At 66.2% G+C, this 14,845-nt stretch carries 16 protein-coding genes; 12 read left to right on the top strand and 4 right to left on the bottom strand.

Annotated elements, in window-relative coordinates:
- Nucleotides 1-60: 60 nt before the first annotated feature.
- From ABQZ09_RS08470 to ABQZ09_RS08460, 3 genes are all read right to left on the bottom strand, one after another.
- The gene (locus tag ABQZ09_RS08470; protein WP_349776648.1) at nt 61-597 is read right to left on the bottom strand and encodes a hypothetical protein; all 537 of its coding nucleotides are present in this window, start codon (nt 595-597) and stop codon (nt 61-63) included.
- A 237-nt stretch (nt 598-834) separates the two neighbouring features.
- A complete protein-coding gene (locus tag ABQZ09_RS08465; protein ID WP_349776647.1) occupies nt 835-1,089 on the bottom strand; it encodes a hypothetical protein in 255 nt (84 codons plus the stop codon).
- A 500-nt stretch (nt 1,090-1,589) separates the two neighbouring features.
- Nucleotides 1,590-2,516 (bottom strand): phosphoribosylaminoimidazolesuccinocarboxamide synthase, encoded by a 927-nt coding sequence (locus tag ABQZ09_RS08460; protein ID WP_039412742.1) that lies wholly within the window; start codon nt 2,514-2,516, stop codon nt 1,590-1,592.
- Between the two features lie 208 nt (nt 2,517-2,724).
- Between ABQZ09_RS08460 and ABQZ09_RS08455 the strand changes: the two genes are divergently transcribed.
- Complete coding sequence (locus ABQZ09_RS08455) at nt 2,725-3,054, top strand: J domain-containing protein (RefSeq protein ID WP_039412744.1); 330 nt, start codon at nt 2,725-2,727, stop codon at nt 3,052-3,054.
- A 306-nt stretch (nt 3,055-3,360) separates the two neighbouring features.
- Here the strand turns inward: ABQZ09_RS08455 and ABQZ09_RS08450 are convergent, their stop codons facing one another.
- Nucleotides 3,361-4,200 (bottom strand): outer membrane protein, encoded by an 840-nt coding sequence (locus ABQZ09_RS08450; RefSeq protein ID WP_047693976.1) that lies wholly within the window; start codon nt 4,198-4,200, stop codon nt 3,361-3,363.
- 129 nt (nt 4,201-4,329) lie between these two features.
- Here ABQZ09_RS08450 and rpe point away from each other — a divergent pair, with 129 nt between their 5' ends.
- From rpe to ABQZ09_RS08395, 11 genes are all read left to right on the top strand, one after another.
- The gene (gene rpe, locus ABQZ09_RS08445; RefSeq protein WP_047693978.1) at nt 4,330-5,001 is read left to right on the top strand and encodes a ribulose-phosphate 3-epimerase; all 672 of its coding nucleotides are present in this window, start codon (nt 4,330-4,332) and stop codon (nt 4,999-5,001) included.
- On the top strand, nt 4,998-5,489 hold the full coding sequence (locus ABQZ09_RS08440; protein WP_047693980.1) for a GNAT family N-acetyltransferase: 492 nt from the start codon (nt 4,998-5,000) through the stop codon (nt 5,487-5,489). Before rpe ends, ABQZ09_RS08440 begins: the two co-directional genes overlap by 4 nt.
- Before the next feature lie 246 nt (nt 5,490-5,735).
- On the top strand, nt 5,736-6,665 hold the full coding sequence (gene yegS / locus ABQZ09_RS08435; RefSeq protein WP_349776646.1) for a lipid kinase YegS: 930 nt from the start codon (nt 5,736-5,738) through the stop codon (nt 6,663-6,665).
- 601 nt (nt 6,666-7,266) lie between these two features.
- Nucleotides 7,267-8,742 carry an anthranilate synthase component I gene (trpE, locus tag ABQZ09_RS08430; protein ID WP_349776645.1) on the top strand — a complete coding sequence of 492 codons (1,476 nt, stop codon included), beginning with the start codon at nt 7,267-7,269 and terminating at the stop codon, nt 8,740-8,742.
- Nucleotides 8,742-9,818 (top strand): threonine aldolase family protein, encoded by a 1,077-nt coding sequence (locus ABQZ09_RS08425; RefSeq protein WP_349776644.1) that lies wholly within the window; start codon nt 8,742-8,744, stop codon nt 9,816-9,818. Before trpE ends, ABQZ09_RS08425 begins: the two co-directional genes overlap by 1 nt.
- 18 nt (nt 9,819-9,836) lie before the next feature.
- Nucleotides 9,837-10,619: an SIMPL domain-containing protein gene (locus tag ABQZ09_RS08420; RefSeq protein ID WP_184388864.1), complete on the top strand. Its 783-nt coding sequence runs from the start codon at nt 9,837-9,839 to the stop codon at nt 10,617-10,619.
- Nucleotides 10,620-10,629: 10 nt separating this feature from the next.
- Entirely contained in the window at nt 10,630-11,208 is a 579-nt protein-coding gene (locus ABQZ09_RS08415; protein WP_349776643.1) for an anthranilate synthase component II, read from the top strand.
- A 190-nt stretch (nt 11,209-11,398) separates the two neighbouring features.
- Nucleotides 11,399-12,031, top strand: coding sequence for a flavin reductase family protein (locus tag ABQZ09_RS08410; protein ID WP_349776642.1), 633 nt, complete (start codon nt 11,399-11,401; stop codon nt 12,029-12,031).
- Nucleotides 12,032-12,153: 122 nt separating this feature from the next.
- On the top strand, nt 12,154-13,191 hold the full coding sequence (trpD, locus tag ABQZ09_RS08405; protein WP_184553261.1) for an anthranilate phosphoribosyltransferase: 1,038 nt from the start codon (nt 12,154-12,156) through the stop codon (nt 13,189-13,191).
- Nucleotides 13,192-13,332: 141 nt separating this feature from the next.
- Nucleotides 13,333-14,130 carry an indole-3-glycerol phosphate synthase TrpC gene (gene trpC, locus ABQZ09_RS08400; protein WP_047693413.1) on the top strand — a complete coding sequence of 266 codons (798 nt, stop codon included), beginning with the start codon at nt 13,333-13,335 and terminating at the stop codon, nt 14,128-14,130.
- Nucleotides 14,123-14,839 (top strand): haloacid dehalogenase-like hydrolase, encoded by a 717-nt coding sequence (locus tag ABQZ09_RS08395; protein ID WP_047693412.1) that lies wholly within the window; start codon nt 14,123-14,125, stop codon nt 14,837-14,839. Before trpC ends, ABQZ09_RS08395 begins: the two co-directional genes overlap by 8 nt.
- Nucleotides 14,840-14,845: the final 6 nt, after the last annotated feature.

The raw sequence follows: 14,845 nt of genomic DNA, 5'->3' as shown, positions 1-14,845 counted from the left end.
ATTTCTCAGCAACATGAAATAACGGACTCCTTCCTTGTCCGCGCCAACCATTACGTCCCTTTAATTCGTTTTCTCGTCCGCGGCCTCGTTCAGGGCCGCTGCCTTCTTCAGCGTGGCGGGATCAAACTCCTGGAACGCCACCATGCCGAAATCGTTCGTGGTGAGTTCCAGCGTGTTGTGTTGTTCGGTCTCGGTATCGGACAGATCACGTACCACCTTGTCCAGCAGCCAGGTGCGCTTGTCTGCCGAATACTTGAACGTGAAGTCATCGGCCCAACGCTCGCGCGATCCGCCGGAGATGGAGATGGTGAATTGACCGGGTTGAATGCGTGAAAACGCATACGGGTCGCCCGCCAGGCCGCCGCAACGGGCACATGGCACGATCTTGCTGTTTTCCGCCGCTTTCTGGAACGCGCCATCGGCTTGTTGGGTCAGCAACATCACCGTGCGCGGCGTTCCCTCGCCGAGTTTCTCGGTACCGGTGGATGGCGGTGATACCACCAGCAACGCATCGGAGCGTCCCGCGCCGGTCAGATCGCCGCGGATGGTTTCCAGAGCCTTCGATCCAGCAGGAACGAAGGAGTCGATCGTGCCCATGGGTACAGTCCCTTGTGTCGATGTGGCGGAAGGTGGTGAAGCGGGGGGGGACGGCTGCGACGTCGCAGCGGCTGCAGTGGCCGCCGGCGTGTCGGGCGCACCTGCCGCAGCCTGCGGACCGTTGCAGGCGGCCAGCGCAATGGCCAGCGCAGTGGCCAGCACCGGGCACGTCAATCGAAATGAATGCAAGGTCGTCTCCTGAAACGTAGGTGGTGGCGGTGCCGGCAAGCGCGCCGGTTACAGGGCCTGATCGTCCACCTTGATCAATGTCCAGCAGGGGCGCTGGGCGAAGTGGTAGACCTGCTGGTCGCCGGTGTCGGGGGTGCGGATCATCACCTGCTGACCGTTGCCTTGCTGGGAGACGACCACTTCGCGCCCGCTGCTGCGCACCGCTGCCAGGTCAGGAATGACGGGCCATTTGACTTGGGCCAATGGCACCTCGTGCGTCACGGGTGCCGGCTCGGGCTGCGCCTCGGAGTCGATCTGGATCATGGTCAACGGGTCGGCCGTCGCCTTTTCCTGGACTGCGATCTCTGCGCTGAAGCGCTTCAAGAAGGCAGGGAAGTCGGCATCGGGACAGCTGGCTGAGGTTGCGGGCGCTGGGGCCGCGCTTGCGGCTGCGGCAGGTGCGGTCGCCGAGGCAGTGGCCCGCGATTCCGGGGCGGTGGAGGCTGCCGGCGGCGCCTGTGCAGAGCAGGCTGCAAGCGCAAGGCTCAATGCCAGAGCAGGCAGGGACGTACGGAAACTAGCCAATGGATCCTCCTGATCGTATCGGGGCGGCATGTGCGCGGGCGAAAGTCTATCGGCGGCCCGGTTGCGTCATGTGAATGCGCCGGCCTCCACCGCCGGCCCGCATTGATGAAGGGGCGATGGCACGGCATTGCCGTGTGATCGGCTACGCGTCCGCTGTCATTTGCTGCGCTCGGATGTGCCAGTGCACATCTCCCCCCCTCGACCGCCCGACCAAAGCCCCGTCTCCGGGGCTTACAGCATCAATCGACCGAAATCCCCGCCAGTCGCTGCAGTGCTTCGGCGTATTTCGCACGGGTGCGATCGATGACGTCAGCCGGCAGGCTGGGGCCGGGTGCGGTCTTGCCCCAGTCCAGGGTTTCCAGATAGTCGCGCACGAACTGCTTGTCGTAACTCGGCGGGCTGGCGCCCACTTCGTACTGGTCGGCCGGCCAGTAGCGCGACGAGTCCGGGGTCAGCATCTCGTCCATGATGTACAGGCGGCCATCGGCATCGGTGCCGAACTCGAACTTGGTGTCGGCCAGCAGGATGCCGCGTTCGGCGGCAAAATCAGCGGCGAAACGGTAGATGCGCAAGGTGGCATCGCGTACGCGTTCGGCCAGTTCGGCGCCCACCGTTTTGACCATCGCATCGAAGTCGATGTTCTCGTCATGGTCGCCGACCGCTGCCTTGGTCGATGGGGTGAAGATCGGTTCGGGCAGTTTTTCGGCCTGGCGCAGGCCGTCAGGCAATTCGATGCCGCTGATCTTGCCGGTGCGCTGGTAGTCCTTCCAGCCGCTGCCGATGAGATAGCCGCGCGCGATCGCTTCCACCGGCACCGGCTTAAGCTTGCGCGTCACCACGGCACGCTTGGCGTACAGGGCCGGGTCCACACCGTCGGGCAGCACCTGCTCGACGCTGATGTCCACCAGGTGGTTGGGCATCAGGTGGTCGGTCTTGTGGAACCAGAAGTTGGACACCTGGCACAGCATCTCGCCCTTGCCCGGAATCGGATCCGGCAGCACCACATCGAAGGCGGACAGGCGGTCGGTGGCCACCATCAACAGGTAGTCGCCCGGGGGGGCGTCGGCGGGCAGGCGGTCGCGCGGAATATCGAAGACATCGCGGACCTTGCCACGGTGACGCAACGGCAGGCCGGGCAGATCGGATTGCAACAGCGTGGTCGACACAGGCACTCCTAAGGACGTCGCTATGACGCTGTCCCCGGGACCCGGCGGGCCCGCGGGTGGGCAGCGGGCCGCGTAGTGTACGGCGCTTCGTGGCGCCCTGCTGGGATTTGTCGGACGGCTCTGCCTACCGGCTGTAGAGGGCCCGTCAGCCAGGCCGGACGGGCGTTCGGGTAAGATCGCCAACCCGCCTTCCCCACGCCGATCGCCCATGTCCTGGTACGGAAAACTGCTCGGCGCACTGGCCGGCGCCTTGCTGTTCCGTGGCGCGCCGTTCGTGGGGCTGATGATCGGCCTGGCCATCGGCCACGCGGTGGATGCCGGCTGGTTCAAGCGGCGTGCGGAAAACCCGTATGAGGCCCTCGGGCTGGAGCCGGACGCGACCACGGCGGAGATCGACCTGGCCTATCGGCGGCTGATGTCGCGCTATCACCCGGACAAGGTGGCCAACGCCGAGCCGGAAGCGCGCCGCCAGGCGGAGAAAAAGGCCAGCCAGATCAATGCCGCCTACGATCGTATCCAGCGGATGCGCAAGCGCTGATCGCATGGCGCGTGGTTGTGTGTGGGTACCGCCAGAACGGTGTGAAAGGTCAGTGGGGAAGTTGAGTCGCCGATGGGTCGACCGTACCTTCATCCCAGCCCCCGCTGCGTGCCACGGCCCGCGCTTGCGGCGCCGGCGCTCCAAGGCACACGCACCAGTGGCGCGTGTGCCTTCTCACCCCTGGCGGAAGAGGGGCCTGGCGCGATACGCAGAAGTAATACGTGATTCGCAGGTCTGGCCAGGACATCAAGCCGCGTTACAAGGCGCAGCTAGCGCTGGCCGGGAAACAGCACTGCGAATCAGCAATCAGAACTTGTAAGTGGCCGTCAGCCGCACCGCGTTGGTGGAAAAGTCCGTATCGGTGCGACGCAGATCGGTGCCGGCCGGATTGACACGCAGGAACGGGTTGGTCGCCGGCGCGGTGCCCGGCCCGACGCGCACCCGGGTGTCTTCGTCCTGCAGGCGCGTAAACAGGTATTCCACGCCCACCGACACGTTGTCGCTCAAGCGACGCTGCAGGCCAACACCGGCCTGGTAGCCATTGGCGCTGTCGCCGCCGCTGCCGGTGAAGCTGTTGGCGGTGTTGCTGCTGACGAAACTGTGATCGAACTCGCCGCGGGCCGCGCCGGCGGTGAAATACGCCAGGTAGTCGCCCTGCTCGCCGAACGCATAGCCGATCCGGCCGCGCAGCGCGGCGGTGCGGTTGAGCTGGCGGGTGAAGGTGTACAGCGCAGGCGTCGTGCTGAAGGCGCTGACGCTGTCGCGGATGTCGTTGCGGGTGTACTCGGCCACCACGCCGTAGACCCAGTTGCCGACCTGCCAGTCGTAGCCCAGCCGCGCACCGTACTCGGCACCGCCCTTGTCCTTGCTGCAGCCGCTGGCCGGCGTGCGGCCGGCGGCCGCCCCGCCGCAGAAGCCCGGAGAAAACGCATCGGCACCGGTGGCGGTGCTGACCTGATCGCCGTCACGGCCATCCAGGTTGGTGTCGAAGCCGAAGCGGCCGCCGGAGACGCCGGCCGGATCGGCACCGCCGACATTGGCGCCGATGGAAAAGCCGGACCAGTCGGCCGGGCCGGATTGCGCCCAGGCCGATGGCGCAAGGGCCAGCAGGACGATGGCAGCGGAGGCGAGCGGGGTGGTTTTCATGAAGTCTCCTCAAGTCGGGCGCGGCGCGCCGGTCAAGGGCATACGCAGCAGAGCCCGCCACGGATGCACGCCTTTCCTCGTCGGGGCCGGGTTGCGACAATGCGGTTTCCGTCTTCCTACGAGCTGCCCATGCAATCGACGGCGATCGCCCCGTCCATCCTGTCCGCTGATTTCGCCCGCCTTGGCGAGGAGGTGAACAACGTCCTGAAGGCCGGCGCCGACTGGGTGCACTTCGATGTGATGGACAACCACTACGTGCCCAATCTCACCATCGGCCCGATGGTCTGCCAGGCGCTGCGCAAGCACGGCATTACCGCCCCGATCGATGTGCACCTGATGGTCGAGCCGGTGGACCGCATCGTGCCGGACTTCGCCGAGGCCGGTGCCACCACCATCAGCTTCCACCCCGAAGCCAGCCGCCACGTGCACCGCACCATCCAGCTGATCAAGTCGCACGGCTGCCAGGCCGGGCTGGTGCTCAACCCGGCCACGCCGGTGGATATCCTGGACTGGGTGCTACCGGAGCTGGATCTGGTGCTGGTGATGTCGGTCAACCCGGGCTTCGGCGGGCAGGCCTTCATCCCCTCGGCGCTGGACAAGCTGCGTGCCATCCGGAGCAAGATCGACGCCACCGGCAAGCCGATCCGGCTCGAAATCGACGGCGGGGTCAAGGCCGACAACATCGGCGCGATTGCCGCGGCCGGTGCCGACACCTTCGTGGCCGGCTCGGCGATCTTCAACGCGCCCGACTATGCCCAGGTGATCGCACAGATGCGCGCGGCCGTGGACGCGGCGCGATGAGCCAGCCCGCGCCGCAGATCCGCAGTGCCACGCCCGCGGATGTGCCCCTGTTGCACGAGTTGATCACCGCACTGGCGGTCTACGAACGCGAGCCGGATGCGGTGACGGCCACTCAGGACGATCTACACGCCAGCCTGTTCAGCGACGGCGCCACCGCGCACGCACTGATCTGCGAGCAGGACGGCCAGGCGCTGGGTTTTGCGGTGTATTTCTTCAATTACTCGACCTGGCTGGGCCGCAACGGCCTGTATCTGGAAGACCTGTTCGTGCGCCCGCAGGCGCGCGGGCGGGGTGCAGGCCTTGCGCTGTTGCGGCATCTGGCGCAACTGGCCGTACAGCGCGGCTGCGGGCGTTTCGAGTGGTCGGTGCTCGACTGGAACCAGCCGGCCATCGACTTCTACCAGGCGGTCGGCGCCCGCCCGATGGACGGTTGGACCGTCTACCGGCTCGATGGCGAACGCCTGGCCGCGTTTGCCGCCGGCACCTGAGCGGGCGCTGCGCTGCGCCACCGGCGCTGGGCAACCTGCCTGACAAAGGAAGGCCGCCCCATCGGAGCGGCCTTCAAGAAAATTGGAGGCTGATCCTGCCTCCGCCCGTCGTCCCTGCTATGGCCTTCTATCCTCCGGGTCAGCCATGACATGGCAATGACAGCCGGGCGACAGCACGTATTCACGATCCCCCGAGTGGCGCGCTGCTAGCCTGCGCCAATCACCCTTACAGCATCGGCAGCGCGCATGGTCCCGTCCCACTGGCGTCTGATCCTCAACGGCAAGTCCACCGACAATCTGGACCTGCGTGAGGCGGTGGGAACGCTGCGCAAGCGCGGTCTGCAGCTCGAGGTCCGGGTCACCTGGGAAGACGGTGATGCCGAGCGCTACGTCGCCGAGGCGGTGGCCGACGGCGTGCAGACGGTGATCGCCGCCGGTGGCGACGGCACGCTCAGCGAAGTGGCTGCCGCCCTGGCGCATCACGACGCCGACGCGGCCACCCTGCCATCGCTGGGCCTGGTGCCCCTGGGCACCGCCAACGACTTCGCCACGGCGGCCATGATTCCCATCGAACCCTTCGAGGCGCTCAGCCTGATCGCCGAGCGCCCGGCACAGGCGATCGACCTGCTGCGCCTGGACACCGCGCACGGCCCGCACTGGTGCGCCAACGTCGCCAGCGGCGGCTTCGGCACCCAGGTCACCGTGGAAACCGACGAAGGTCTGAAGAAGATGCTCGGCGGGCTGGCCTATCTGATCACCGGCATGTCGCGACTGGGCCGGATCGACCCGATCAGCGCCCGCTTCAGCGGCCCGGACTTTGAGTGGGACGGCGAATTCATCGCGCTGGGCCTGGGCAACGGACGCCAGGCCGGCGGCGGCCAGGCGCTGTGCCCGGAGGCCTTGATCGACGACGGCCTGCTGGATGTCACCATCGTCCCAGCCCTCAACGGCGAAGTGGCTGCCACCCTCGGCACCCTGGTCACCGGCGGCAAGCAGGCGGCCCTGGAACGCGTGGCCGTGCGCGCCCGCGTGCCGTGGCTGGAGATCGCGTCCCACCAACCGCTGACCCTGAACCTGGACGGCGAACCGGAAACTTCGCTGCATTTCCGCATCGCCTGCGTCCCGGCGCGGTTGCGGATGCATTTGCCTGCCGATTGTCCATTGGTCGGGGGTTGAGTGCCGGGAATCGGGAATCGGGAATCGGAAGAGCGTGATCGGCCTGTGCTGATGTGCGATCGCCCGGTCGATGCATGCGCGCGTACGGGTAGCCACTCCATCTCGACGATCAAGGCTAGCTGGCTTCGGACAGTCGCACTCAAATCAATCAATGCCGGCAGAAGCGAATAGCTGCGTCACAAGCTGAGCAACGGCGGCACACCCGAAGTGGCTGCGTCACAAGCGCAGCAACCAGCAAGCGGCCCTAAGCCCCTCTCCCGCCGGGAGAGGGGTTGGGGTGAGGGTCCCTGCGCCGACATTGGCGCCGCCACCACGACCTACGCCCCAAAGCAAACCGCTCCTACAGCGCACCACACCCACACCCCGACGCACGCTGCCCGCGTCCGACGTCAGCCAATGCGCAAGTTCACACAACCCAGCCCGCCTTCGCAATTCGCACCGCCTTGGCCCCGGCCTGCTGCCCTGGGCCGACACTTGCGCTACAGTACCCGGGTGTCCCGCCTGACGACCCCACGCTCCTTCTCTTCCGCTCGCCGCTGGTGGCGATGGTGGCCCGTTGCCGTCGTCCGCCCCGCCACAGAGTCCCGGAAGGAAAGTCGTCTTGATCACTGCAGAGCAGTTCCAGCGCCAGGCCGCTGAAGGTCACACCCGTATCCCCGTTGTCCGCGAAGTGCTGTCCGACCTGGACACGCCGCTCTCGGTCTATCTCAAACTCGCCGACGGCGCCTACACCTACCTGTTCGAATCGGTCGAAGGCGGTGAGCGCTTCGGGCGCTACTCCATCATCGGCCTGCCGGCGCGGCGCGTGTACAGCTTCCGCGGCCACACGCTGGAAGTCAGCGAGCACGGCGAAGTCATCGAGACCCGTGAGGTCGCCGACCCGCTGGCCGAAGTCGATGCCTTGCGCGCCGAGCATTCGGTGCCGCAACTCGATGGCCTGCCCGGTTTCACCGGCGGGCTGGTGGGCTGGTTCGGTTTCGAGTGCATCCAGTACATCGAGCCGCGGCTGGGTAGTGGCGACAAACCCGACGAACTCGGCACGCCCGACATCCTGCTGATGCTCTCCGAAGAGCTGGCGGTGTTCGACAACCTCAAGGGCCGGCTGTACCTGATCGTGCACGCCGACCCGCGCCAGCCGCAGGCCTATGTGCGCGCCAACCGGCGTCTGGACGAACTGGCGCACCGCCTGCGTCAGGGCGGCGCCGGCTATCCGCAGGCGCAGATTTCCGATGCCATCGACGAATCGGATTTCCATTCCTCGTTCACCCGCGAGGAGTACCACGCGGTGGTGCGCAAGGCACAGGAATACGTGCGTGCCGGCGACATCTTCCAGGTGGTGCCGTCGCAGCGGCTGCGCGTGCCGTTCCGCGCGCGCCCGGTGGATGTGTACCGCGCACTGCGCGCATTGAATCCGTCGCCGTACATGTATTTTCTCGATGTCGGCGGCACCCAGGTGGTCGGCTCCTCGCCGGAAATCCTGGCGCGCCTGCGCGATGGCGTGGTGACCGTGCGCCCGATCGCCGGCACTCGCCCGCGCGGTGCTACGCCGGAGCTGGACAAGGCGCTGGAAGAAGAATTGCTGGCCGATCCGAAAGAGCGCGCCGAGCACGTGATGCTGATCGATCTGGGCCGCAACGATGTGGGTCGCGTCGCCGAACCGGGCACGGTCAAGGTGGGCGAGCAGTTCGTGATCGAACGCTATAGCCACGTCATGCACATCGTCAGCGAAGTGACCGGTACCTTGAAGGCCGGCCTGAATTACAGCGACGTGCTGCGCGCCACGTTCCCGGCCGGCACTGTCAGCGGCGCGCCGAAGATCCGTGCGCTGGAAATCATCCGCGAGCTGGAGCCGGTCAAGCGCAACGTGTACTCCGGCGCGGTCGGTTACATCGGCTGGCACGGCGATGCCGACACCGCCATTGCCATCCGCACCGCGGTGATCCAGGACGGCTATCTGTATGTGCAGGCCGGCGGCGGGGTGGTCTACGACTCCGACCCGGACCTGGAATGGCAGGAGACGATGAACAAGGGCCGCGCACTGTTCCGCGCAGTTGCCCAGGCGGCCAAGGGCCTGTGATGGACGGGCAGGGTAGTGGAGCGCGCATCAGTTTCCGCAACGACTACAGCGAAGGCGCGCATCCGCGTCTGCTGCAGGCGGTGGTGCAGGCCAGCGCCGAGCAGCACGCCGGTTACGGCACCGACCGGCTGAGCGCACGTGCTGCAGAGTTGATACGCACTGCCGTTGCGCAACCGCACGCGGATGTGCATCTGCTGGTCGGTGGCACGCAGACCAACCTGATTGCGATCAGCGCGTTCCTGCGCCCGCACCAGGCGGTGATTGCGGTGGAGGCCGGGCACATCGCCACGCATGAAACCGGCGCCATCGAAGCCACCGGCCACAAGGTGCTCACCGTGCCTGCGCTGCACGACAAGCTGACGCCTGCATTGATCGCGCCGGTGCTGGAGGTGCACAGCAACGAGCACATGGTGCAGCCGCGCCTGGTCTATATCTCCAACAGCACCGAAAGCGGCACCATCTACACGCACGCCGAACTCGACGCGCTGTCGCGATTCTGCCGCGCAAACGATCTGCTGCTGTACCTGGACGGCGCGCGCCTGGGTGCCGCGCTGACTGCCAACGGCAACGATCTGGATCTGCCCACCATTGCCGCACTGACCGATGCGTTCTACATCGGCGGCACCAAGAATGGCGCGCTGCTCGGCGAAGCACTGGTCATCGTCAATCCCGCATTGCAGGCCGATCTGCGTTACCTGATCAAACAGCGTGGCGCATTGCTGGCCAAGGGTATGGTGCTCGGCTCGCAGTTCGCCACCTTGTTCGAAGACGGCTTGTTCTTCGAACTGGCCGCGCACGCCAACACCATGGCGCAACGCCTGCGCGCCGGCCTGCTCGCGGCCGGCGCGCACTTCACCAGCGACTCGCCAACCAATCAACAGTTCATCGCCGTCAGCGCGCAACACGCTGCGCAGTTGGCACAACGCTACGACTTCGAGCGCTGGGAAGTGCGCGCCGACGGCAGCCACGTGATCCGCTTCGTGACGTCGTGGGCCACCATGCCCGAAGCGGTGGATCGCCTATGTGCGGATGTTGCAGCTCTGCTGCAGGGTCCTGCCGTGCAGGGCCATGAATAGACATCAAGGAAGACGACAATGAAAAAGATCATCGCTTGGGTGCTTGCCGCTGCCCTGATCCTGCCCGCCGTGGGCGCAGCGCAGATCAATACCTTGCCTTCGCAGCCGCATTTGCTGGTGAAAGGTCAGGCGTTCCGCACAGTGGACCCGGATCGCTTCATCATGGACCTTAAGGTCAGCAAGACCGATCCGCAGCCCGATCTGGCGCGCAAGTTCGTTGAAGACCGTGCACGGGGTGTTCTGGATGGATTGCAGCGAAATCACGTACTCAAAGATTCGCTTTATGCTTCCGCGCTGACGATTGCCCCGCAGTCGCGTTACGAGGCAGGCAAGTCCGTCTTCGAAGGGACCCGGGTGGAGCGCAAGATCCGCGGCACCTTTACATCGTTGAAGGATGTACGTGCTTTTCTGGGCGGCTTGGACGCCAGTGAGTCCGTGCAGGTGCTGTCGATGCAGACCGCCTACGGTGATGCAGCTGCATTGCGCGCTGAGCTCAAGCGCGAAGCTGCTACGCAGTCGCGCGAATCCGCCCAAGGGCTCGCGGCCGCCTATGGCGTGCGCCTTGGTGGGATCTACAGCATTTCCGATGTCGCCCCCAGCTTTGCCTACGGCGTCGAAGCAGGCACCTGGTCGGCCCCCAATGCGCCAAGGCCGGGCTCGGTAGTGTCTCCGCCATCTCCACCGGCCCCACCGCCGCCGCCCGCTCCAAGCGCGGGTGCACAGGGCATTGGCGAAAGTCTGCTGACCGGCACCATTACCTATACCGAAAACATCTATGCGGTCTTCCTGATCGCGCAATGAGTCCTTTGCCATGCTGCTGATGCTCGATAACTACGACAGCTTCACCTACAACCTTGTGCAGTACCTGCAGGCGCTGGGCGCCGAGGTGACGGTGGTGCGCAACGATGCGATGAGCGTCGACCAGATCGCCGCGCTCAGGCCCGAGCGCATCGTGATCTCGCCCGGTCCGTGCACGCCGAACGAGGCCGGCATTTCGCTGCAGCTGATCGAACAGCTGGGGCAGACCACGCCGATCCTGGGCGTGTGCCTGGGCCACCAGAGCATCGGTCAGGTGTATGGAGGCGATGTGATCCGTGCGGGCAACATCATGCACGGCAAGACCTCGCCGATTCGCCACGAAGGCAGGGGCGTGTTCGCCGGCCTGCCGGACAGCTACGAGGCCACGCGCTATCACTCGCTGGTGGTGGACAAGACCACTCTGCCGGACGCGCTGGAAGTCACCGCCTGGACCGAAAATCCGGACGGCTCGGTGGAAGAGATCATGGGCCTGCGCCATCGCCAGTTTCCGGTGGAAGGCGTGCAGTTCCATCCCGAGTCGATCCTGACCCAGCACGGTCATGCACTGCTGAAAAATTTTCTGCAGCGTTGATCGCGATGGTCCTCGCGCACATGGTCGTCATCGGCGCAGCTTGCATCGGCATCCACGCACCAGTGGGGAGCGCAGCTGTCTACGAGACGCTGCGCCGCCGCTCGCGGACGGCCACGCCGACGCATGCAACCAGCGCTTTTCCCACCCAGTAATGCCTGCGCGCGTCGCAGTCACCCGAGATCGCTTCACGATGAACCAGCCCGACCACAACGTCCATTTCTATGAGCCGACCCAGGGCCACGGTCTGCCACATGACCCGTTCAATGCCATCGTCGGCCCGCGACCGATCGGCTGGATCGGCTCGCGCAGCGCCGAGGGCATTGCCAATCTGGCGCCGTATAGCTTTTTCAATGCCTTCAACTACACGCCGCCGATCGTCGGCTTTGCCAGCATCGGTCGCAAGGACAGCCTGCGCAATATCGAGGCCACTGGCGAATTTACCTGGAACCTGGCGACCCGCCCGCTGGCCGAAGCAATGAACGCCAGCGCGGCGATGGTGTCCTCCGAAGTCGACGAATTCGATCTTGCCGGCCTGCAGATGGCGCCATCACGCCTGATCGCTGCGCCACGGGTTGCCGCCAGCCCGGTGAGCTTCGAATGCCGGCTCAGCCAGCTGCTGCCGCTGCAGACCGCCACCGGCCACGCCATCGAGACCTGGTTGGTGCTGGGCGAGGTCGTCGGCGTGCATCTGGCGGCGTCGGCACTGTACGAGGGCATCTACGACCCGGCCGCGGTGCAGACGATTCTGCGCGCAGGCGGGCCGGCCGATTACTACGAAGTGCAGCCGCAGGCACGCTTTCGCATGAAGCGTCCAGGCCAATGATCGCCACAGGTGCAGCTGCTTGGCCTTGGTACATCTGCTAGCTTCCGCGCGTTCCCACACTGATCGAGCGCGGCGCACGTCGCCTGCGTAGCCACCCATCACGTTCTGCCATGGTTGTTCCCATGCCCATCACACCGCAAGAAGCCCTGCAGCGCACCATCGAACACCGCGAAATCTTCCACGACGAAATGGTCGAGCTGATGCGGCAGATCATGCGTGGCGAGGTGTCGGACATGATGGTCGCCGCCATCCTCACCGGGCTGCGGGTCAAGAAGGAAACCATCGGCGAGATCGCCGGCGCCGCCACCGTGATGCGCGAGTTCTCGCGCCGCGTAGAGGTGAGTGATCGCCAGCACATGGTCGATATCGTCGGTACCGGCGGCGATGGCTCGCACACCTTCAATATTTCCACCTGCGCGATGTTCGTGGCTGCGGCCGGTGGCGCGAAGGTGGCCAAGCATGGCAACCGCAGCGTGTCGTCCAAGTCCGGCAGTGCCGATGCGCTGGAAGCGCTGGGCGCGGTGATCGAGCTCCAACCCGAGCAGGTGGCGGCCTCGCTGGCGCACACCGGTATCGGCTTCATGTATGCGCCGGTGCATCACCCAGCCATGAAGGTGGTGGCGCCGGTGCGTCGCGAAATGGGCGTGCGCACCATCTTCAACATTCTCGGCCCGCTGACCAACCCCGCCGGTTCGCCCAACATCCTGATGGGCGTGTTCCACCCGGATCTGGTCGGCATCCAGGCGCGTGTGCTGCAGGAACTGGGCGCCGAGCGCGCACTGGTGGTGTGGGGCCGCGATGGCATGGACGAGCTTTCGCTCGGCGCCGGCACCTTGGTGGGCGAACTGCGCGATGGCCAGGTACGCGAGTACGAAGTGCACCCGGAAGACTTCGGCATCGCCATGTCGGCCAGCCGCAACCTCAAGGTGGCCGATGCTGCGCAATCGCGCGCGATGCTGCTGCAGGTGCTGGACAACGTGCCCGGCCCCGCCCTGGACATCGTCGCGCTCAACGCCGGCGCTGCGCTATACGTGGCCGGTGTGGCCGAGAGCATCGCAGACGGCGTCGTGCGCGCCCGCGCGGTGCTGGCCGATGGCTCGGCGCGCGCGCGGTTGGACGGCTATGTCGCCTTCACCCGCCAGATCGCCGCATCGGCCTGACCATGCACCTGCCAGCACTGCGCCGGCCATCACACCGCGGCATCCTCACCAGTGCGCAGGCATGCTGCGCAGGTGGGCGCGCAGCGACGGTGCGGTGTCGCCGTCTTGACCGATAATGCCCGCCCGCCAGGACCCGATACGATGAGCGACATCCTCAACACCATCCTTGCCCGCAAGGCCGACGAAGTGGCCGAGCGCAGCGCGCGCGTGCCATTGGCAGAGCTGGTCGCGCGCAGCGCGGATCTGCCGTCCACGCGCGGTTTTGCCGCCGCCATGCAGGCCAGCATCGCCGCCGGCGACCCGGCGGTGATCGCCGAGGTGAAAAAGGCCAGCCCGTCCAAGGGCGTGATCCGCCCGGACTTCCACCCGGCCGACATCGCGGTCAGCTACGAATTTGGTGGCGCCAGCTGCCTGTCGGTGCTGACCGACGTGGATTTCTTCCAGGGCGCCGATGCCTACCTGCGCCAGGCGCGGGAGGCCTGCACGCTGCCGGTGTTGCGCAAGGATTTCACCGTCGACCCGTACCAGGTCTACGAGGCGCGCGTGCTGGGGGCCGACTGCATCCTGCTGATCGTCTCGGCACTGGAGGATGCGCAGTTGGCCGACCTGTCCGGTCTGGCCATGCAGCTGGGGCTGGACGTGCTGGTGGAAGTGCACGACATCGACGAGCTCGAGCGCGCGGTGCAGGTGCCGGTGCCGCTGATCGGCATCAACAACCGCAACCTGCGCACCTTCGAAGTTTCGCTGCAGACCACCCTGGACATGCGCGCCGCGGTACCGCGCGACCGCGTCCTGGTCACCGAGAGCGGCATCGTCACCCATGCCGACGTGCAGCTGATGCGCAGCCACGGCGTGAACGCGTTTCTGGTCGGCGAGACCTTCATGCGCGCGCCCGAACCCGGCGAGTCGCTGCGTCAGCTATTCTTCGCGCATGACTGAGTCGTTTCCCGCACCGCGCGACGATGCACCGCTGGTGGTCTTCGACTTCGACCACACGTTGTACGACGGCGATTCCGGCAGCCATCTGTTCGCCTGGCTGATCAAGCGCAACCCGTTGCGCCTGCTGGTAGCGCTGCTGGCATCGCCCATTCTGGGGCCGATGGTGGCGATGTTGCCCACCCGCCGGCGCGGCGTGTCCGGCTACGTCTGGATCGCCACGTTCGGCCTGCACCGCGCGCGCGAGTTCAACCGGTTCATCGACGCCTACGTGCTCAAGCATGAAGCACAGATCCGGCAGCGCCTGCTGCCCCACGCCTTGAAGGTGTTCACCGACCATCGCGCCGCCGGCGATCGCGTGGTGGTCGCCACGGGGGCGCCGCCCGAGCTTGCGCGCGCCATTCTCGGCTTTGTCGCCCACCAGGATGTACCGGTGATCGGCAGCCTGGTCGGCCCGCGCCTGGGTGCGGTCACCGCGCGGCGGCACTGCCACAACGAAGAGAAGATGCGCATGTTGCGCGAGCGCGGCTACGCCGACATTGCCATTGCCTATTCCGACAGCACGGCAGACCTGCCGCTATTGAAGGCGGCCCGCGCGCCGGTGGTGGTCAATCCCAAGGCCAATCGCGAAGCGTTGTTCCGCCAGGTGCTGCCTGCCGGCACGCCGATCCTGAACTGGGGTTGCCGCGACCGCGGCGGCAAGGCGCTCTAAGGCCCG

This window comes from Xanthomonas sp. WHRI 6106 (assembly GCF_040202405.1).
GTDB lineage: Bacteria > Pseudomonadota > Gammaproteobacteria > Xanthomonadales > Xanthomonadaceae > Xanthomonas > Xanthomonas cannabis.
Note: the sequence above shows the minus strand (reverse complement) of the source record. Positions and strands in the feature narration are given on the sequence as shown.